Raw genomic sequence first — 19086 nt, forward strand, 5'->3', positions numbered from 1 at the left:
GAACCTGGCGGAGGCAGCTGTCCAGAGGCGTCCAGAACGATAGACACGGGACGGAGTCCACTCAAGGGGACCCACCCCCGCCACGACTCCTGGTACTTGGCGAGCGGGTCGGCATCCGAGTGCGGGTGTGCAGGTGCAGGCCAGGGGAGTCGGCGAGACTGCGATGTCCTGAAGATTGTGGCCCCGACCGATGCCGCCAATCTGATCGCGGGCAGAAGCGTAGGGTCCGTGCCAGGCGACGGCCTTCCCGGCTGATGGTCTGCCTCGACGAGTTCATGCGCGGGACAGCGACCGGGCCAGGACCCCCGCTGCGAGTGCGAGCGCGACGAGCACGGCGCCCACTTGGTGGAACGCGGCGAGTGCCGCACCGCTGTCTGCGCCGGTCGCGACCATCGACCCGAGGATGCCTACCCCGACCGCACCGCCGAGCCGCTGGGTGATGTTGTACAGGGTGTTGCCGTCGGCAAGCTCGTCCTCGCCGAGTGGCGCAAGGAAGGCGGCGAGCAGCGGCGTCGTGACGAATCCCGCGGCGAGGGCACGTCCGCACAGCATGATCGCCGTGACCCACAGCGGTGTGTCGTTCGTGAGCAGCAGCATCACGCCGCTTGACACGGCGAGCGCGGCGAACCCGAGCGTCACCAGGGTTCGCAGTGGGATGTGTGTCGAGATGCGCTGACCTAGTGCAGTTCCCAGGCCCATGACGACGCCCTGAGGGATCAGGGCTAGCCCCGTGGCGAGAGCGGTGTGCCCTTGCACCTGCTGGGTGAACACCGGAATCAGGAACACGGTCCCGAAGGCGATGACCGAGGCGAGCACCTGAAGTATCAGCGCGAGGAGCGACTGACTGCTACGGATGACGTCGAGGCGTACCGGAGGGTCCTTTCGACGGGACGAGGTTCTGACGTACGCGGCGAGCAGCCCGATCCCTGCGACGACCAGCGCGAGCGGTGCGGGGTTGCCCCATCCGCTGGCGGAGCCGCGCGTGGCCCCGAGGAGCGTGGTCACGAGACCGGCCGACAGCAAGAGGAACCCGATCGGGTCGAACCGGGAATCGGCCCTGGCCCGCGTTCCGAGGCGGCGCAGGCGCAGCGCGAGCAGCAGTCCGGCCGCGCCCACCGGTACGTTGACCAGGAAGACCCACCGCCACCCTCCGGCGCCGATCAGAAGGCCTCCGAGTGACGGTCCGAGGGCGGGAGCAAGGAACAGCACCACGGCGGCCGAGACGGGGACCTTGCCACCGCTCAGGCCGTCCTTGCCCATCAGGATGCTCAGCGCCAGCGGGACCAGGGGAGCGCCGACGAAGCCCTGCACGACCCGAGCGGTGACGAGCAGCTCGATGCTCGGGGCCAAGGCGCACACGGCAGAGGTGGCGACGAACAGCGCCATGCTGACCAGGTAGATGCGCATCGTGCCGAAGCGGCGTGAGGCGTACGCGGTCAGTGCCAGCCCTACGGCGAGGGACAGCAGGTACCCGGAGACGACCCAGTGGACCGTGTCGAGCCCGGCGCGGAGGTCTTGGGCGATGTCCGGGACCGCGACGTTGACGATGCTTGAGTCGAGCATGCTGAGGGAAGGGCCGATGAGCAGTCCATACCGTGCGGCTCGGCCGATCCTCGTGGCACCGGGGCGTGTGTCCGCGCCGTCGACGGTCACGACCGTTCCGCCTCGTTGCGCAGGTCGTCGAGCCAGCGCAGCTCCTGCGTGAGGCGATCGACCAGCTGTTCCTGTGCGCGGCGCCGCCATGGCAGGGCCGGGTCCCGCGGGGCCTCGGCCAGGAGGCCCTGTACCTGAGCGAGCGCGTGCTCGACGATCTGCCGTCGCACCCCCAGGACGCCGAGGCGCGACGATACCGGGAGCTCGTCGAAGAAGCTGACGCGGAGCAAGAACTCCTCATCGTCGCTCGCCAGCTCGCGCGGCAGTGTCGACACGAGGTCGTGCAGCATGCCGCGGCCGGTCTCGGTGATGGCGTAGACGTTGCGCGCCGGACGCCCTTCCTGCTGCTCAACAGACTTGGTCACCGCGCCGTCGCGCTCCAGCTGCTTGAGGGCCGGGTAGAGCGAGTTGTTGTTGACCGGCGCGATCGACGGGCGCCGTATCCGGCTCTTCAGCTCGTAACCATGCGCCGGGCCGCTCCGCAGGACACTCAGGGCGTAGATCTTGATCGTCACCCGTCCACCTTAACCTAGGTTAGGGTGGACGGTGCGCGCGAGATGCTTGCCTTTCTAGAACCTCTGGCCGCGCCCTGACTGCACCTCAAGCCTTCGGGTCGCCGGGACTACCGGTGCATATGTGTTCTGGGAAGAGGAAGTGCTCTCGCCGTGCTTTGTCCTGCGCCTCCGGTTTGATCGAGCGCTTCGAGAGATTGAAGCCACGGAAGGACGGATCGATCTCTTGCGCCCAACGGCAGTTGCTGTGCAGGATCGCGGGTCACCGGTGGGCCGTCTACCTTGACGTGGATCGATCGGTGGGAGCAGGCGAAGGAGACGTGTCCGGGAGGTGACACGGTGTCCGAGCGGTTACCACGGGACTGGCAGGGGCCGTGTGTCCAGTTGATTCGCGCTTGATCCTTCTCGCAAAGACCTGTAAATGGCTCCCGAGAGCCTCTCCCACAAGGTGTCCCAAGACCCCCGACGCACGCCGGCACAGGGTGCTCCGGGGCGGCACAGGGTGGCGCGGGACCGGAGAGCAAAGCAAGTGATCGCAGAAGGAAGGCCTAGCGATTCCGCGGAATTGGATCGTTCGGAGGGGCTACAAGGGGTCGCAGGTTCACATCCTGTCAGCCCGACCAGCGTTTACGCAGGTCAGAGGCCCTTTCCGAGAGATCGGGAACGGCCTCTTTTCGTTGTCCCCGTCGGCTTGACCGTTGTTCCGACCGCAGTTGCCATCGTTGGTGCCCGGTCGAAGCCGCCTGAGGGTGGTCATTCGGTGCCGTGCGTCGGTCGCACCCCTACGGACGCTCACGGACTGGTTCTGACGTGGTGGCGTAGGACCTGGTCGGTGAACGTCGCCTCTCTGGCATCGAAAGCTCCGGTCCCCCTCGGTGTTCGCGCAACGCCCTGACCTGCATCGCTGATCGCGGTCACCGGACCGGCCGCCTGTGCGACCCTTTGGCCCTGACCTCTCGGCGCAAGGCCGAGGGCCATCAGGCCGGCCCGGACGGCCTAGCGGTGTCGTGCTTGGACGAGTCCCGTCTCGTAGGCGAGCACCACGGCCTGCAGGCGGTCGCGCACGCAGCACGTCGACCTCTCGGGGTGTGAGTTCGGTCAGCAGAGGGTGTGGGGCGTTCGCGGCGGGCGCCTCGCCCGTCTCCGGGAACCTGTCCGCGAACAGATCGAGCATGCGGCGGGTCACCCGCGCAGACACGACGGCGTCCCCTGCCGCCACCGTGCGCACGGCACTGACCAGGTCGGACGGGCCCGCGTCCTTGAGCAGAAACCCGCTGGCGCCCGCGCGCAGCGCAGCGAACGCGTACTCGTCGAGGTCGAACGTCGTCAGGACCAGGACCCGCACCTCCGGGTGCGCCTGGACGACGGCCCGCGTGGCCTCGATACCGTTGACTCCTGGCATCCGGATGTCCATGACGACGACGTCCGGGCGCAGCGCCACGACCTGGTCGAGCGCGGTGCGCCCGTCACCGGCCTCGCCGACCACCTCGATGTCGCCCGCGCTCTCGAGGATGAGTCGAAAGCCCATCCGGACCAGGGCCTGGTCGTCGACCAGCAGGACCTTCATGTCTCTCCTTCGTCCCAAGGCAGAAGCGCACGGACGCGCCACCCCCGACCGTACCGCCCGGCCTCGACCACGCCGCCGAACACCGCGGCCCTCCTTGTTGTACGAGCTCATGACGGGCGCCTCGCCCGTCTCCGGGAACCTGTCCGCGAAGACCTTCATGTCTCTCCTTCGTCCCAAGGCAGAAGCGCACGGACGCGCCACCCCCGACCGTACCGCCCGGCCTCGACCACGCCGCCGAACACCGCGGCCCGTTCACGCATGCCCACGAGCCCTCGTTGCGAACCGGGACTCGCCTCGACCGGGAGTGTGGTCCCGCCGTCCATGACGACGACCTCGACACCGCCCGCGTCGCGGTGGATCTCGACCTCGACCCCGGGCGTACCGGGCGCATGACGCAAGGCGTTCGTGAGGGCCTCCTGCACGATGCTGAACGGCGACGCCATTCGTCATCTAGCGTAGTGGGCGNTGACGACGACCTCGACACCGCCCGCGTCGCGGTGGATCTCGACCTCGACCCCGGGCGTACCGGGCGCATGACGCAAGGCGTTCGTGAGGGCCTCCTGCAMGATGCGGTAGACGGCGAGCTGCAGGCTCGGGTCGAGATCCGTCAGTCCGCCCGTCGCCAGSCCTTGCGTCCGGACCGGGATCCCCGCAGTGCGGAACCGCTCGACCAGCGCGGCCAGCTCGATGCCGCCCGGCTGAGGGTCGAAGAGCGCGTCGTGACCCGTGGAGACCGGACCTGGGCTGGCCGGTCGTGTGTCCCCGACTGCACCGTCTCCGGCGACCTTGCCCGCCCCAAGGCCCTCACGCTCGTCCGCGCCCACCCCCTCGTGAAGGACACCCAGGACCCGCCGCATGTCTCCCAGGGCCGATCGGCCGGTTGCCACGAGCTCGCCGAGGGCGGTCCGCGCACGGTCCGGAGCCCAGTCGATCGCCGCCGACGCACCTCCGCCGAGCGCGACCATGACCGAGATGCTGTGCGCCACGACGTCGTGCATCTCGCGCGCGATCCGCGCCCGCTCACCCGCCTGGGCCAGCCGGGTCCGCTGCTCCTGGTCGCGCGCCAACGTGTTCGCGGCCTCCACGAAGGCCGCCACGTGCAGCCGCCGGTTGCGTACGCTCGTCCCAGCCGCGACCGCCAGCAGCCCAAGCAGCAGCACGGGGACCGCGGTCTGGTACCAGACCGCGCTCTGGAGGAAGCCCGTGGCCCGCGCGGACAGCGTGTCTGCCTCGACAGAGCCCGCAGCGCCCAGGCCCAGGGTGATGGCACCGACCCGCGCGGGCAGCGGGAACGCGAGCGCACCCACCAGCAGGGCGGCCACGGCCCCGGCGAACGCCGTCCATGTCACGAGCGGGCGCCGTTCGGTCGCGACGGCGTACAACGCGAGCGCCACCCCGACGTCGAACCCCCAGGCCAGACCCGTGGTCGCGAGGGCCGCGACGCCCAGGGCTGTCATGACCGCGGCCACGAGCAGTGGACTGCGGCGGCGCCACCACAACGCCATCGTTCCCACGAGCGTGAGCCCGAAGGACGCCCACTGCATCGCGGCCACCTTCTCACCGCCCAGGTATGCGTGCAGGACGTACATCGAGTCCGCACCGACACCCATGAGCAGCGCCCACGCGGCGAAGCCCAGCAGAACAAGCACGTCCATGACGGCCGGCCGGCGGACGAAGAAGCGCCGGACCGGACCGAGGCGGCGCGCCGACAGCTCGGTGAAGACCGGCGCTTGGCCCTCCTCGGGCTCGTTCGTTCTCTCCTCGACCATGGTGAGCACTCTCCCAGACGAGTCAGGCGTCCCTGCGGCGCAGCAGCACGGCGGCCACCCCGAGTGCCACCAGGACCCATCCGAGCATGACCGCAAACCCCTCCCAGGGGGACAGCATGGTGGTGCTCGATGTCGTGATGACCGATCCGACGGCGTCGGACTGGAGCAGCCGGGTGCCGGCGCTGCTGGGCAGGTGCGCGGCGAACGTCTGGAGCGGGGTCCACGGGATGGCGCCCAGCCCGTTCTCGACGACGACGAGCAGGCCCAGCACGGCCGCGACCCCCGCGGCCGAGTGCCGCACGACCGCTCCGATGCCGCACGCGAGAGCCGTCGCAGCGGCCAGATACAACGGGACGCCGAGGAGGATCCGCAGGTCCTCGGCCCGGGTCAGGTCGACCGACATCCCCGTCACCTCGAACCACCGGGCGCTCCCTGCCCAGGCCAGCGCGACCCCGACCATCGAGGCGGCCACGACCGTCCCGACCGTCATGAGGACCTTGGCCCCCAGCACGGGCAACCGGGTCGGGGCCGCCACGAGCGTCGCGCGGATTTGCCCCGAGCCGTACTCGGCCGTGACGGCCAGCACGCCGAGCGTGCAGAACACGAGCTGGGCGAGCGCCACGCCCGAGGTCACGTAGACCGCCCCGACCATCGAGGAGCTACCGACCGCCTCGGGGACCTGGGCGATGCTCGCCGTCCGGGACACCGCGAACAGCGGGAGGAAGAGCGTCCCGACGGCGAGCATCCACCAGGTCGACCGTAGCGAGCGGAGCTTGACCCACTCGGCGGCGACGAGCCGGCGGAACGTCGCAGGACGCACGATCACGCGCGGCAGCCCTGTCACGTCGGCGGGGGCGAACGTCGTCATCGGGAACCTCCGGCGGTGGGGATGGGAGCGAACGATCGGTACTCGACGGCCTCGGCGGTGAGCTGCATGTATGCGTCCTCGAGCGATTGCTCCACGGGTGTCAGTCCGTACAGGGCTATCCCGGCGGAGGCCGCGGCGTCCGCGATGTCCTGTGCGGAGAGGCCGGTCACGTCCAGCTCGTCCGCCTCGACGGACGTCACCTCGGTGCCCGGACGGCGTAGCAGTGCGGCGAGCGCGGCGACTGCGGGCGTCCGCACACGGACCGTCGTCGTCTGCGCCCCGGCCACGATCTCCTTCAACGGGGCGTCCGCGATCACGTGCCCGCGTCCCAGGACGATCAGATGGTCAGCCGTCAGCGCCATCTCGCTCATGAGATGCGAGGACAGCAGCACCGTGCGGCCCTCTGCGGCGAGTGCCCGCAGCAGGGTGCGGACCCACACCACCCCTTCGGGGTCGAGACCGTTCACGGGTTCGTCGAGGATCAAGGTGTGCGGGTCGCCCAGGAGCGCGTTTGCGATGCCGAGGCGCTGCCCCATCCCGAGCGAGAACGTGCCCGCCCGCTTGTGGGCCACGGATGCCAGTCCCGTGATCTCGATGACGTGGTCAACGCGGCGCGACCTGATTCCGTGGGTCGTGGCCTGGGCGACAAGGTGCTCCCGGGCGGTCCTGCCGGGGTGTACGCCCTTCGCGTCGAGCAGGACGCCGACCTCGCCCAGCGGCGCCCTGTGCTGCGCATAGGGCCTGCCATTGACGGCCACCGTCCCAGCGGTCGGCCGGTCCAGCCCGACGATCATCCGCATCGTCGTCGACTTCCCGGCGCCGTTGGGCCCCAGGAACCCGGTGACCACCCCGGGGCGCACGGTGAACGAGATGCCGTCGACGGCAGTCTTCTCCCCGTACTTCTTGGTCAGACCCATGGCCTCGATCATGAGAGCTCCTTCGTCGGTGTCCTCCAACGCTAGGTGCGGGGCTCCCCGCGCCAGGACCTCCACAAGGACGACATGCGTGGGCACCATGGGTCCTTCCTGAGGAGGACCCAGTCGTTCGGTGAAGCACGAGATGACCGGCTCGGACGCGCCCACTCCGCGGACGTCTACACCGACCATGTCGAAGGCTGCGGGGATGGTCGTGTCGTTCCAGCCGGTTGCCGCAGTGACGGTCTGGACGACCCCGAATCACCGGGCTCCCGGGGTTCAGCACGAGCGAGCCGATTCGGTCGCCGCCCGTCGCCGAGATGCGGCTCACTGCGAGGCGGATGGTCTGGCCGTCCGGGTCGTCGTAGCGGGCGAGCTCACGGGTGGTCGAGTGCTCGTGCTTCGAGGGGCCCGCGGCGGGGGGGGGAACCGGACATGGTCATGGCTCCGATCGCCGTGAGGAGAGCGCCGGCGGTCATTGGCCAGGTGGACGTCTTGCGTGTGGTCATGTGCCGATCCTTCGGGGGGAGGCGTGGGCGCTGGCGGCGGTGCGACGTCGTCGTTTGGGCGATCGCGCAGCAGATGGCTGCGTCGTGATGGGGAACGTCTGTGCGGTTCGCCGGTTCGCCGGAGCGCCCCCTGGCGCGCCCGTCCAGGCTGACCCGGGCCCGCCAGAGAGCGCCAACAGATTCGTGGGGTTGCGGCCCGCGGGCCACGCTTCCGTACTGTTCCGCCCTGCTAGAGCGGGCAGGTTGCGCCTTCCCGCGGGGCCTCGAGGTCGACGAGGTAGGTGTGGAGCGCATCCTGGATGCACCCGGAGTCGGCGAACACGACCCCGTGCTGGTTGCCCTCGACGGTCAGCAGGCTCCCGTCCAGCAGCTCCGCGAGGTTATCCGCACCCTTCATCGGGGTCATGGGGTCGCCGGTGGCGCCGATCGTCATGGTCTCCGGAAGGCCCTCGACGTCGGTCGCGTAGGGGATGCCGAGCGTCGGCTCGACCGGCCATTCGTGGCACAGGTCCTCGTACTCGACCGCCGGGCGACCCGTGTCCAAGAATGGTGCGGCCTCGAACAGCGCCTCGGTCAGCGCCGCGCTCTCTCGCACGCCGACCCGGTTCTCGTCGAGGCAGCTGATCGCCAGCGACGCCTCGAGGTCGTCCGCGTACGATCCGTCGGGCGTGCGGCCCTGGTACAGGTCCGCGAGGGCAAGGAGCGTCTCCCCGCGACCTTCCCGGAGCTCGGCGATGCCCGCGGTCACCGCGGGCCAGGAGACCTCGGAGTACATCCCGGTGATCACGCCACCGATCGCCGTGTTGAACGTGAGCTCACGGCCGTCGCCGACGGCGACCGGGGTGTCGATCAGCGGTCGCACGAGGGACTGGAACTCCTCGACCGTGCTCTCCGGGTCGTCCCCGAGCGGGCAGCCTGCCTGCTCGGTGCAGGCGGTGGCCATCCGCTCGAACGTCGCCTGCATGCCGGCCGCCTGTTGAAGGCGGCGCTCCTCGACCGATGCGAGCGGATCCATCGCGCCGTCGAGCACGAGCGCGCGGACGTTCTGTGGGAACATCTCGGCGTAGACGGCGCCGAGACGCGTGCCGTAGCTCGAGCCGACGAACGTCAGGCCCTCGTCACCGAGCGCTGCGCGCAGGACGTCGAGGTCCCGCGCTGCGTCGCGCGTCCCGAGGTGCTCCAGCGCCTCGGCACCGCCGGACCGGTCGGCACACTGCTCGAAGAGGCCCACACCGGCCGCCCCTCGCGCCTCCACGTCACCGTCGTCGAACGTGAGCAGCGTGGCACCCGCCTCCCGTTCTGCGTCCGTGTAGCAGTCGACGGCTGGCGTCGACCGCCCGACGCCGCGCGGGTCGAACCCGACGAGGTCGAACTTCTCCGTCAGCGGGCTCTGCGCCCACACCTGTGCGGCGAGCAACGCGTGCTCCGTGCCGGGGAACCCCGGGCCACCCGGGTTCAGGACGAGCGACCCGATCGGATCGCCACCGCGAGCCGGCACCCGCAGGAGCGCGATCTGCGCGGTCGGGCCGTCGGGGGCAGCGTGGTCCAGCGGGACCTCGAGGACGCCGCACTCGTGGTCGACGTCGGGCAGCTCCACGCCGGTCTCGGGAGCGGCCCGATCGCACGGTTCGAAGTCGACCTGCTGTTCGTGAAACCTCGTCGCGCTCTCGGGCGCGGACTCGCTCGGGTCCTGTTCCGGCGTCATGGGGCCCGTCGTGCCGCATCCGGCGAGCAGTGCGAGCGCGCCGACGGAGGCGGCGGCCCAGGATAGTGTTCGACGACTCGTCATCTTGCTCCTTCTGAGGGCCTCAGACCGGGAACGCCCGAAGGGCTCGTGGCGTCACGTCCGATCCGAGGCGGCTGCCGCAGGAGGGGCCGGCATCGACGTCGCGGAACCGGCATCCCCTACGCTGGTGGGCGTTCCCTCAGGACGCTAGCACACTGTACTAGCACGCTGTACTAGGAGGTAGTAATGGCACGTCCCACCGACGCGCCGCAGGGCACGCGCGATCGGATCCTCGTCGCCGCGGCGACGATGTTCGGCGAGGATCCCGCCATGCGCCTGAGCGTGCGCGCCGTCGCCGCGCGGGCCGGGGTGAGCACCGGATCGTTGCGACATCACTTCCCCACCCAGCAGGACCTCCAGGACGCCGTGCTCGCCGGCCTCTACGGGTTCGTCGCCCCGGATGACCCGTTCCTCGACACCACGGTGCCGGCGCGCGAACGGCTGCTCCGCGGGCTCCAGCACATCCTCGCCCTGGGGGGTGTCGGAAAGAAGGCGCGCGAGTCGCTGGCGCGGACGTACGAGGCGTTCGTCGCGACCGACCCGACCGAGGACGCGCACGAGGCGTATCTCGCCGTTGAGCAGGCAATGCGGCACCGGGTCGAGCAATGGCTCGCCACGCTCGTCGAGGAGGGTGCGCTCGCCGCCGGCGACGTCACCGAGCGCGCGCGGTTCCTGCTCACGGTCGTCAACGGGCTGGCGCTCGAACGCGCGCTCCCCGCGAGCGAGTCCGCGCTCTCTGCCGAGTCGACGACCCTCTCCATCGCCGTCGACGCCGTGTTCGCGACGTCGTCCATCAACTCTTCTAGGTGCCACGGCGCGGTCGCTAGCCATGCCACCGGCCGACCGGCCACAACTCGCCTCGGCGATGCTTGAGGGGGCAACCCGGAGCAGGGCCGTCTCGGGCTCTGTCGCCCCAGCACCATCGAGTCCGAAGCCCTTCGTGCCACCGCCTCCCGGGCGGCGTGGTCAACCAACCCAGCCCGCCCGGAGAGCCGGGTCGCGCACCCCAGCGATCTCGCCCGCGGTCGCCGCGTTCTCGGCGTCACTGGTCGAGCGTGCGGATTCGCCCGCAGGCGCGGTGCTGATCACGTGCTGCCGTTGGGCTCTCGCCGACGACCACTGAGGTGTGGCGACAGTCCCGACTACGCCTGTCGGTTGCTGTCGGCGCGTCCGATCGGATCGCTGCTGGTCGTGAGTGCGGCGTGGGCGGCCGGCCAGCTGGTCTCGTCGACGTGCAGAGCGGTCCGGAGGTAGGCGGTGCTCACCCGCTGGACGACTGCGACCCGTTCCGGATTCTCGACGGTGGTCTCAGCGACTTATCCGGCGATTCCACCGAGCGCGTGCTCTGCGCCGTAGAGGGTGAGGAGGTCTGTCCCGCCGGGGCTTCCGTTCTCGTACGACGACTCATCTCAGGCTTGCTGAGCTGAAGAGTTCACTGACTCAGGCGCATCGCCTCCTCGCGCGGAGCACGACAGGAAGCGCTGCGAGAATCACGCCACCTACCGCTGCGATTCACAGTCGGCGTGTCGAGGCCGCAGCCGAGGCGCCCGACGGTCGGTCGGTTCTGCGGTGCTGGACTACCGGTGGCGGTGTGCTGTCGGAGTGCGAGGCAGCGTTCATGGAACGGTCGAGTGGCCGATGGGACGCGTGGTAAAGGGGAGGCCGTGGAACGGTGATCTTGAGATCGTCGCGGTGATCGCCGACGCCGAGACCGCGGCTTCTCTTGCCCTGCACCAGCGGGCCGGGTTCACCCCGGCAGGGCGCCTTGAACGGGTGGGCCGCAAGTTCGACCGCTGGTTGGGCACCACGTTGCTGCAGAAGGCTCTGGCCACCGAGTGAACGCATGACGAAGGGCCGGACGAGTATGCGTCCGGCCCTTCGGTGCTCCTGGGGTCAGGCAGTGGCGGGGATCTCGACGGGCTCGACGCCGAGCTCGGTGAGCAGGGTCAGGATGCGGGTGCGGATCTCGTCGCGGATGGGACGCACGGACTCGATGCCTTGCCCTGCGGGGTCGTCGAGCTTCCAGTCCTCGTAGCGCTTGCCGGGGAAGATGGGGCACACGTCGCCGCAGCCCATGGTGATCACGACGTCGGAGGCCTGGACGGCTTCGGTGGTCAGGACCTTGGGGGTCTCGGTGCGGATGTCGATCCCGGCTTCGAGCATGGCTTCGACGGCGACGGGGTTGATCTGGTCGGCGGGCATGGACCCGGCCGAGCGGACCTCCACGGCCCCGCCGGACAGGGCGCGCAGGAACCCGGCGGCCATCTGGGAGCGGCCGGCGTTGTGGACGCAGACGAACAGGGCGGACGGCTTCTCGGCGGGGGTGTTCTGGGTGGTCATGAGGTTCTCCAGGAGGGTGGCGTGGTCAGGCGGGCAGGGTGAGGTCGGGCAGGAGGTCGGTGAGCAGGGCGCGGACCCGGGTGTCGAGCTCGGCGCGGATCGCGGCGACACCGGTGGGGGAGGCCAGGGCGGGGTCTCCGACGAGCCAGTCCTCGTAGCGCTTGCCGGGAAGGACCGGGCAGACGTCGCCGCAGCCCATGGTGATCACGACGTCGGCTGCGCGGACGGCGTCGTCGGTCAACGGCTTGGGGAACGCGTCGTGGGCGGTGCCTAGGTCGTCGAGGGCTTCGCGGACCCCGGCGTGGATCTCGGCGGCGGGGGTGGAGCCGGCGGAGCGGACGGTGACGCGGTCGCCGGCGTAGTGGCGCACGAGGGCCGCGGCGAGCTGGGAGCGGCCGGCGTTCGCGACGCACACGAACAGCACCTGAGGCTGGCCCGTCGGCTCGCGGGTGATGTCGGCCAGTCGTTGGCGGGCGAAGCGCTCGGTGAGGGTGACCAGGTGAGCGGAGACCTTCGCCGAGCGCGCCAGGTCGGTGTATGACTCGCGCACGACGCGTTGGACGACGTCGAAGCGCACGCCGGGGAACGTGGTCGCGAGCTCGGTGGCCAGGTGGTCCAGGGCCGGGTCGACGTCCTCGAGCCCGCGCAGCACCTCCTGGGTGACCGATGCCTCGAGGGCTGCGGGGGCGAAGGAGTCCAGCAGGGTGGTCACAGCGGCCTTGTAGCCGGGGGTGATGCGGTACCAGACCCAGGTGCCGCGCCGCTCGGAGGCGAGGACCCCGACGTCGCGCAGCACCTTGAGGTGGTGGGAGACGGTCGGTTGGGACACGTCGGTCAGGGCGGCCAGGTCGCAGACGCATGCCTCGCCGGCCGGGGCGGTGGCGATGAAGGACAGCATGCGCAGGCGCAGGGGTTCGGCCAGGGCCTTGAGCGCGGCCGCGACGGCGGTGGCGATGTCGGCGCCGATGGCGTGGGACTCGATCCGGGGGCCGCAGTCCGGGTCGCGCACCGTCAGGGGTAGGGGAGTGGTGGTCATGGGGTCACCTTCTCGGGTTCGGCCACCGGTGCGGTGGCGTAGGGGTCGACGGCGAACCAGCGGCGGGCGATCCACAAGGAGACGTAGACCAGGCCCACCAGGACCGGGACCTCGATGAGCGGACCGACCACCCCGGCCAGGGCCTGGCCAGAGGCGGCGCCGAACGTCGCGATGGCCACCGCGATCGCGAGCTCGAAGTTGTTCCCGGCCGCGGTGAAGGCCAGGGTCGTGGACTTCGCGTACCCGAGCTGCAGGGCCTTGCCGGTGACGATGCCCACGCCCCACATCACGGCGAAGTACACCAGCAGCGGCAGGGCGATGCGGGCGACGTCGAGCGGGTTGGAGGTCACGGCCTCGCCCTGCAGGGCGAAGAGCAGCACGATCGTGAACAGCAGCCCGTACAGGGCCCAGGGGCCGATCACGGGCAGGAACGTGTCCTCGTACCAGGTCCGGCCCTTGGTGCGTTCCCCGATCAGGCGCGAGGCGAACCCGGCTACGAGCGGGATCCCGAGGAAGACCAGGACGTTGAGCGCGATCTGCCCCATGGAGATGTCGAGCCCGGCGGTGTCCAGGCCCAGCCAACCGGGCAGGATCGTGAGGTAGAAGTAGCCCAGCAGCGAGAACGCGAGGACCTGGAAGACGGAGTTGATCGCGATCAGGACCGCCGCGGCCTCTCGGTCCCCGCAGGCCAGGTCGTTCCAGATGACCACCATCGCGATGCACCGGGCCAGGCCCACGATGATCAGGCCGGTGCGGAACTCGGGCAGGTCCGGCAGGAAGATCCACGCCAGGGCGAACATCAGCGCGGGGCCCACGAGCCAGTTCAGGACCAGGGACGAGATTAGGAGCTTCTTGTCCCCGGTGACCGAGGCGACCTTGTCGTAGCGGACCTTGGCCAGGACCGGGTACATCATCACGAGCAGGCCGATCGCGATCGGCACCGAGATTCCCCCGACCTCCATCGAGGCCAGCACGTCCGACAGGGCCGGGACGAACCGGCCCAGCAGCAGGCCGGCGACCATCGCGAGACCGATCCACACCGGCAGCCACCGGTCGAGCGTCGACAGACGTCCGGCGCCCTGGACGCTCGCGGTGGTGGCCGGAGCCGCGGTGCGGCTCATGCCAGGACCTCCTCGATCTCGGCGACCAGCACCGGCTTGGGGCGTCCGCCCACGATCGACTTCACGAGCTCGCCCCCTGAGTAGATGTTCAAGGTCGGGATCGAGACGACACCAGCTGCCGCCACGGTCGCCGGGTTCGCGTCCGCGTCGAGCTTGGCGATCGTGATCCGCCCCTCGTACTCGGTCGCGAGCTGCTCGAGGATCGGGGCGATCTGCAGGCAGGGCCCGCACCAGGTCGCCCAGATGTCGACCAGGACCGGGATCGGGGAGCCCCGCACCACCTGCTCGAAGGTCTCGTCGGTGACGGTCACGGTGCTCATCGAATCTTCTCCAGTGCGGCGGGCAGGTCGTCAGGCTTCGGGACGTCGGGGGTCCCGGCCACCTCGGCCAGGCCCACATCGTCGGCGAGCTCGGTGAGGTAGCGCTGGGCGTCGAGGGCCGCGGAGCAGCCGGAGCCGGCCGCGGTGATGGCCTGGCGGTAGGTGTGGTCGACGGCGTCGCCGCACGCGAACACGCCCTCGATGTTGGTCAGGGTCNGCCGCGGAGCAGCCGGAGCCGGCCGCGGTGATGGCCTGGCGGTAGGTGTGGTCGACGGCGTCGCCGCACGCGAACACGCCCTCGATGTTGGTCAGGGTCGTGCGGCCCTGGACCTGGATGTAGCCCTCGTCGTCCAGGTCGATCTGGTCCTTGACGAGCTCGGTGCGCGGGTCGTGCCCGATCGCGACGAACAGGCCGGTCGCGTCGAGCGAGCGCTCCTGGCCGGTGACCGTGTCGCGCAGCGTCAGGGACTCGACCTTGTTCTCGCCGTGGATGGCGACGATCTCGCTGTTCCAGGCGAACTCGATCTTGGGGTCGGCCTTGGCGCGGTCGGCCATGATCTTGGACGCACGGAGCTCGTCGCGCCGGTGGACCATGGTGACCTTGGACGCGAAGCGCGTCAGGAACCGTCCGGCTCAGACGCTCGGGATCCACGNGGGACTCGACCTTGTTCTCGCCGTGGATGGCGACGATCTCGCTGTTCCAGGCGAACTCGATCTTGGGGTCGGCCTTGGCGCGGTCGGCCATGATCTTGGACGCACGGAGCTCGTCGCGGCGGTGGACCATGGTGACCTTGGACGCGAAGCGCGTCAGGAASGTSGCTTCCTCGACCGCGGAGTCTCCGCCACCGACGACCACGATGTGCTGGTCGCGGAAGAAGAACCCGTCRCACGTCGCGCACCAGGACACGCCACGGCCGGAMAGCCGCTTCTCGTCGTCCAGGCCCAGCTCACGGTAGGCCGAGCCGGTCGCGAGGATCACGGCGCGAGCGGTGTAGGTCTCGCCGTTGCCCGTGACCACGGTCTTGACCGGGCCCTCGAGCCGCAGCTCGATCGCGTCGTCCCACTCCAGATGCCGGCCTCGGCCTGGGTCACGGTACGCCGAGCCCGTCGCGAGGATCACGGCGCGAGCGGTGTAGGTCTCGCCGTTGCCCGTGACCACGGTCTTGACCGGGCCCTCGAGCCGCAGCTCGATCGCGTCGTCCCACTCGACCTGCGCGCCGAACTTCTCGGCCTGCTTCTGCAGGTTCTCCATGAGCTCAGGACCCATGATCCCGTCGGGGAACCCGGGGAAGTTCTCGACCTCGGTCGTGTTCATCAGCGCGCCACCGGCCGTGATGGAACCGGCCAGGACCTCGGGAGCTCGTGCTGCATCAGNCGCCGAACTTCTCGGCCTGCTTCTGCAGGTTCTCCATGAGCTCAGGACCCATGATCCCGTCGGGGAACCCGGGGAAGTTCTCGACCTCGGTCGTGTTCATCAGGGCGCCACCGGCCGTGATGGAACCGGCCAGGACGAGGGGTTCGAGGCCCGCACGCGCGGCGTACACGGCGGCCGTGTACCCGGCGGGGCCCGAACCCACGATGATGACGTTCCGCACATCTTGTATCGACATGCTTCTATGTTGACATGCGTCGATATAGATCGGCAAAGTCAAGATCGATGAAGATCGATGCAGCACGGCGGGGCGATGAGCGCCGGGTGTACGTCTGAACGATGGTCCGGCACCGGCCGCGAATCGCTGCGCGATGTAGCGGGGTCAGTCGTGCTGCCGGGCGAGTGATACAGCCTTGCCCAGGTGGGCGCCCCAGTCCTTGGCGCGTGCGATCTCTCCGGCGGCCAGTGGGCCTTCCATGTCGGTGACGTAGAAGGAGCGGGGTTCGTCGATGAGGTGGAAGCCTCTCTCACGCATGAGGCGAGAGGCCGAGCCGGCGGCGCTTCCGGGTAGGTAGCGGAAGGACCTGGCGCGGGTGTCGAAGACGCAGGCGCTGCGTCCGCCGGCTTCGTCGGTCAGGGCTTCGAGCCACTCACGTAGGCCGCTGGCTTCGACGGGGTGGCCATGGCCTTGCCGGTGGGCTGCTTCTTCTCGGGTGCTGCGTCGGGACATGCCGAAGGCGTGGGTGGGGCCGCCGAGCACGACGAGATCGGCGGCGCCCACGTCGTCGGCCGGGGAGTGCGAGGGCAGCTGCACGGTGCGCACGGTCAGGTCCTGCGCGAGACCGTCCGCGATCGCTTGGGCGATCGCGCCGGTGTTGCCGAAGATCGACTCGTAGATGACGACGGCTTCCATGGTGCCCTCCTGGTTTGCTTCCAGCCTTGCTGGACCTGCGACTTCATGCCAGGTCCTTTCGGCGCGACCTGGTAGGGCTGTTCGGCTCTCGGGGCGGTCGGTGTGCGATGGTGCCTGGGTGTGAAGAGGAGTAGAACGGAGGCATGGAGCCGATCCGGGTCTACCTGCTGGATGACCACGAGATCGTGCGGCGCGGGCTCAAGGGCGTGCTCGAGGCGGACGGTCAGGTGGTCGTCGTGGGGGAGTCGGGGTCTGCCCGCGAGGCGATGCGCGTTCTTCCGAGCTTGTGCCCGGATGTCGCGGTGCTGGACGTCCGGCTCCCGGACGGCTCAGGGGTCGAGGTGTGTCGTGATCTGCACTCGTCGGCCCCGAAGGTGCGTTCGCTGATCTTGACCTCGTACGACGACGACGAGGCCCTGTTTGCGGCGATCATGGCCGGAGCGAGCGGGTACTTGTTGAAGGTCATCGCCGGTTCCGATGTGGTGGACGCGGTGCGACGCGTGGCGGACGGTCAGTCATTGATCGATCCTGCCTTGACTGCGAGGGTGCTGGAGCGTGTGCGGTCCGGACCGGTCGAGGAGCCGGCCCTCGCGTCGTTGAGCGAGCAGGAGCACAACGTCCTGACGTTGATCGCTGAGGGTATGACGAACAGGCAGATCGCATCCCAGATGGTCTTGTCGGAGAAGACGGTCAAGAACTATGTGTCGAGCATCCTGACGAAGCTGGGTCTGGAGTCGCGGACTCAGGCGGCTGTGCTGGCGACGAAGCTCCAGACCTAGGGCTCTCCGTCACGACGGTTCAGGGGGATCTGCCAGGCAAGACGGCACCCGCGCGGGGCATGGTCGGTGACCTCGAGCGTCCCGCCGAGTTCAGCGGCGCGTTCGGCGAGGTTGCGCAGCCCGCTGCGGATGTCGAACTGGTCCATCCCGGTGCCGTCGTCGGTGACGGTGCAGGTGAGTTCGGCTGTGGTGACGTCGAGGTTCAGCCAGACCCGGTCTGCTGCTGCGTGACGGGCACTGTTGGACAGCCCTTCGCGTAGGACGGCGAGGACGTGGTGGTGCAGGGCGGGGTCGACGAGGGTGTCCAAGGGCCCGGTGATGGTCAGCGACGGGGTGTATCCGAGGACGTGGGAGTACTCGGTGACCAGGGCTCGGATCTTGGAGCGCAACGAGTGCAGCCGGGTTGTGGGGCGAAGGTCGATGATCGAGCGTCGGATCTCGCCGATGGTGGCGTCGAGGTCATCGATGACGGTGTGCAGGCTCGTCCGGCTGGTGGGATCAGCGTGCGCAGCAAGGGCCTTGAGCTGGAGGCCGAGGGCGAACAGGCGTTGAATCACGACGTCGTGCAGATCGCGGGCGATGCGGTTGCGTTCGGCGAGGACGGCGAGCTGCTCTTGGACGGCGCGGGTGTGGTGGCGTTCGAGGGCCAGCGAGGCCTGGGATGCGTAGTTCTCGATGAGGTCGAAGTCCTCGGCGAGGTTCTCGACGTATCGGCGAGGGGGGACCGTGAGGACGAGCGCGCCACGGGTGAGCGGGTCGAGGGCGAGCCGGGTCATGATTGCCCCACCGACGGGGAGATCGCTCGAACGGGTCGTGTTGGTGGCCATCGCCAGCATCAACGCGGGGTGCAGGGCCTTGAGCGTCTCGGCGGGATCGATACTCCGGTCACCGACAGCGGCGAGTACGCCGAATCGATCCGAGTCGGCCGGGGTGATCGCGATGCAGGCGGTCCCGTCTGCGGCGTCGAGCGCTCCGCGGAGAACGGCCTCCAGCGCTTCGAGGGGGCGTTCGGCGCGCACGACGTCGGAGGACATCGTTGCGGTTGCTTCGAGCCACCGTGCGCGGCGCTCGGCCATGACCAGGAGGTTTGCGTGCTCGATGGCCAGTCCGGCCAGAGCGGCCATGGCGATGACGGCCTTTTCGTCCTGGGGAGTGAACACGGGCCCCGTGGACTTCTCGGTGAGATACAGGTTGCCGAACACGCGGCCGCGCACCCGGACAGGAACCCCGAGGAAGGTTGTCATGGGCGGGTGTCCTGGCGGGAAGCCGGTCGAGGCCGGGTGAGTGGTCAGGTCCTCGGCGCGGAGAGGCTCAGGATGGTCGATCAGGTGACCGAGGAGGCCGTGCCCGGTGGGCAGGTGCCCTATCCTCTCGCGCTCGGCGGGACTCATTCCTTCGGCGACGAACTCGACGAGGTGTCGGCGGGAGTGCCCGATGACGCCCAACGCGCCGTAGCGGGCGCCCGAGAGAGTACACGCGGCGCGCACCACGCCCACGAGCAGGTCACGCAGGTCGAAGTCGGAAGAGAAGCCACTGACGGCTTGAAGGATCGCGTCCTGAACCTCGGCCGAGGTCTTGTCCACGTCCTGAGCGTATGCCTGTTCCACGGTGGCCTCCTGGTCAACTC

15 protein-coding genes and 5 pseudogenes are annotated in these 19086 nt (G+C 69.5%); 3 read left to right on the plus strand and 17 right to left on the minus strand.

Features of this window, described 5'->3' with window-relative positions:
- Positions 1-273 precede the first annotated feature (273 nt).
- From ASE27_RS14070 to ASE27_RS14105, 8 genes and pseudogenes are all read right to left on the minus strand, one after another.
- A complete protein-coding gene (locus ASE27_RS14070) occupies positions 274-1743 on the minus strand; it encodes a DHA2 family efflux MFS transporter permease subunit (RefSeq protein WP_082608946.1) in 1470 nt (489 codons plus the stop codon).
- Positions 1650-2168, minus strand: a complete 519-nt coding sequence (locus ASE27_RS14075; RefSeq protein ID WP_056651644.1) for a PadR family transcriptional regulator — start codon at positions 2166-2168, stop codon at positions 1650-1652. Before ASE27_RS14075 ends, ASE27_RS14070 begins: the two co-directional genes overlap by 94 nt.
- A gap of 1060 nt (positions 2169-3228) precedes the next feature.
- A pseudogene (locus tag ASE27_RS14080) lies at positions 3229-3732 on the minus strand (response regulator transcription factor); the annotation flags it as partial.
- A 155-nt stretch (positions 3733-3887) separates the two neighbouring features.
- Positions 3888-4175, minus strand: a complete 288-nt coding sequence (locus tag ASE27_RS14085; protein ID WP_056651647.1) for a sensor histidine kinase — start codon at positions 4173-4175, stop codon at positions 3888-3890.
- A gap of 23 nt (positions 4176-4198) precedes the next feature.
- Positions 4199-5501 (minus strand): annotated as a pseudogene (locus ASE27_RS21190) (sensor histidine kinase); the annotation flags it as partial.
- A gap of 22 nt (positions 5502-5523) precedes the next feature.
- On the minus strand, positions 5524-6369 hold the full coding sequence (locus tag ASE27_RS14095; protein ID WP_056651654.1) for an ABC transporter permease: 846 nt from the start codon (positions 6367-6369) through the stop codon (positions 5524-5526).
- On the minus strand, positions 6366-7298 hold the full coding sequence (locus ASE27_RS14100) for an ABC transporter ATP-binding protein (RefSeq protein ID WP_056652247.1): 933 nt from the start codon (positions 7296-7298) through the stop codon (positions 6366-6368). Before ASE27_RS14100 ends, ASE27_RS14095 begins: the two co-directional genes overlap by 4 nt.
- A 723-nt stretch (positions 7299-8021) precedes the next feature.
- Positions 8022-9497 (minus strand): alpha/beta fold hydrolase, encoded by a 1476-nt coding sequence (locus ASE27_RS14105; protein WP_157257638.1) that lies wholly within the window; start codon positions 9495-9497, stop codon positions 8022-8024.
- Between the two features lie 267 nt (positions 9498-9764).
- On the opposite strand from ASE27_RS14105, the gene ASE27_RS14110 reads away from it, so the two are divergent.
- Both ASE27_RS14110 and ASE27_RS14115 read left to right on the plus strand, forming a co-directional pair.
- Entirely contained in the window at positions 9765-10451 is a 687-nt protein-coding gene (locus ASE27_RS14110) for a TetR/AcrR family transcriptional regulator (protein WP_056651659.1), read from the plus strand.
- 765 nt (positions 10452-11216) lie between these two features.
- On the plus strand, positions 11217-11417 hold the full coding sequence (locus ASE27_RS14115; RefSeq protein WP_056651665.1) for a GNAT family N-acetyltransferase: 201 nt from the start codon (positions 11217-11219) through the stop codon (positions 11415-11417).
- 54 nt (positions 11418-11471) lie between these two features.
- Here ASE27_RS14115 and ASE27_RS14120 read toward each other — a convergent pair whose 3' ends face one another.
- The 8 genes and pseudogenes from ASE27_RS14120 to ASE27_RS14155 all read right to left on the minus strand — a co-directional run bounded on the left by ASE27_RS14120 (position 11472) and on the right by ASE27_RS14155 (position 16680).
- The gene (locus ASE27_RS14120; RefSeq protein WP_056651668.1) at positions 11472-11918 is read right to left on the minus strand and encodes an arsenate reductase ArsC; all 447 of its coding nucleotides are present in this window, start codon (positions 11916-11918) and stop codon (positions 11472-11474) included.
- Positions 11919-11943: 25 nt separating this feature from the next.
- On the minus strand, positions 11944-12954 hold the full coding sequence (locus tag ASE27_RS14125) for a metalloregulator ArsR/SmtB family transcription factor (RefSeq protein ID WP_056651671.1): 1011 nt from the start codon (positions 12952-12954) through the stop codon (positions 11944-11946).
- Positions 12951-14075, minus strand: a complete 1125-nt coding sequence (gene arsB / locus ASE27_RS14130; protein WP_056651674.1) for an ACR3 family arsenite efflux transporter — start codon at positions 14073-14075, stop codon at positions 12951-12953. Before arsB ends, ASE27_RS14125 begins: the two co-directional genes overlap by 4 nt.
- Complete coding sequence (trxA, locus tag ASE27_RS14135) at positions 14072-14395, minus strand: thioredoxin (RefSeq protein WP_056651677.1); 324 nt, start codon at positions 14393-14395, stop codon at positions 14072-14074. Before trxA ends, arsB begins: the two co-directional genes overlap by 4 nt.
- Positions 14396-14612: 217 nt before the next feature.
- Positions 14613-15019: pseudogene (locus tag ASE27_RS20940) on the minus strand (NAD(P)/FAD-dependent oxidoreductase); the annotation flags it as partial.
- A 30-nt stretch (positions 15020-15049) separates the two neighbouring features.
- Positions 15050-15743 (minus strand): annotated as a pseudogene (locus ASE27_RS20945) (FAD-dependent oxidoreductase); the annotation flags it as partial.
- A 27-nt stretch (positions 15744-15770) separates the two neighbouring features.
- Positions 15771-16005, minus strand: a pseudogene (locus ASE27_RS14150) (NAD(P)/FAD-dependent oxidoreductase); the annotation flags it as partial.
- Between the two features lie 144 nt (positions 16006-16149).
- Positions 16150-16680, minus strand: coding sequence for a flavodoxin domain-containing protein (locus tag ASE27_RS14155; RefSeq protein WP_056651684.1), 531 nt, complete (start codon positions 16678-16680; stop codon positions 16150-16152).
- A 143-nt stretch (positions 16681-16823) separates the two neighbouring features.
- Between ASE27_RS14155 and ASE27_RS14160 the strand changes: the two genes are divergently transcribed.
- Entirely contained in the window at positions 16824-17459 is a 636-nt protein-coding gene (locus tag ASE27_RS14160; protein ID WP_056651688.1) for a response regulator transcription factor, read from the plus strand.
- On the opposite strand, the gene ASE27_RS14165 is transcribed toward ASE27_RS14160, so the two are convergent.
- Positions 17456-19042 carry a GAF domain-containing sensor histidine kinase gene (locus tag ASE27_RS14165; RefSeq protein WP_157257639.1) on the minus strand — a complete coding sequence of 529 codons (1587 nt, stop codon included), beginning with the start codon at positions 19040-19042 and terminating at the stop codon, positions 17456-17458. The genes ASE27_RS14160 and ASE27_RS14165 overlap by 4 nt on opposite strands.
- Positions 19043-19086: the final 44 nt, after the last annotated feature.

Source organism: Oerskovia sp. Root918 (assembly GCF_001428945.1).
Classification (GTDB): Bacteria; Actinomycetota; Actinomycetes; order Actinomycetales; family Cellulomonadaceae; genus Oerskovia; species Oerskovia enterophila.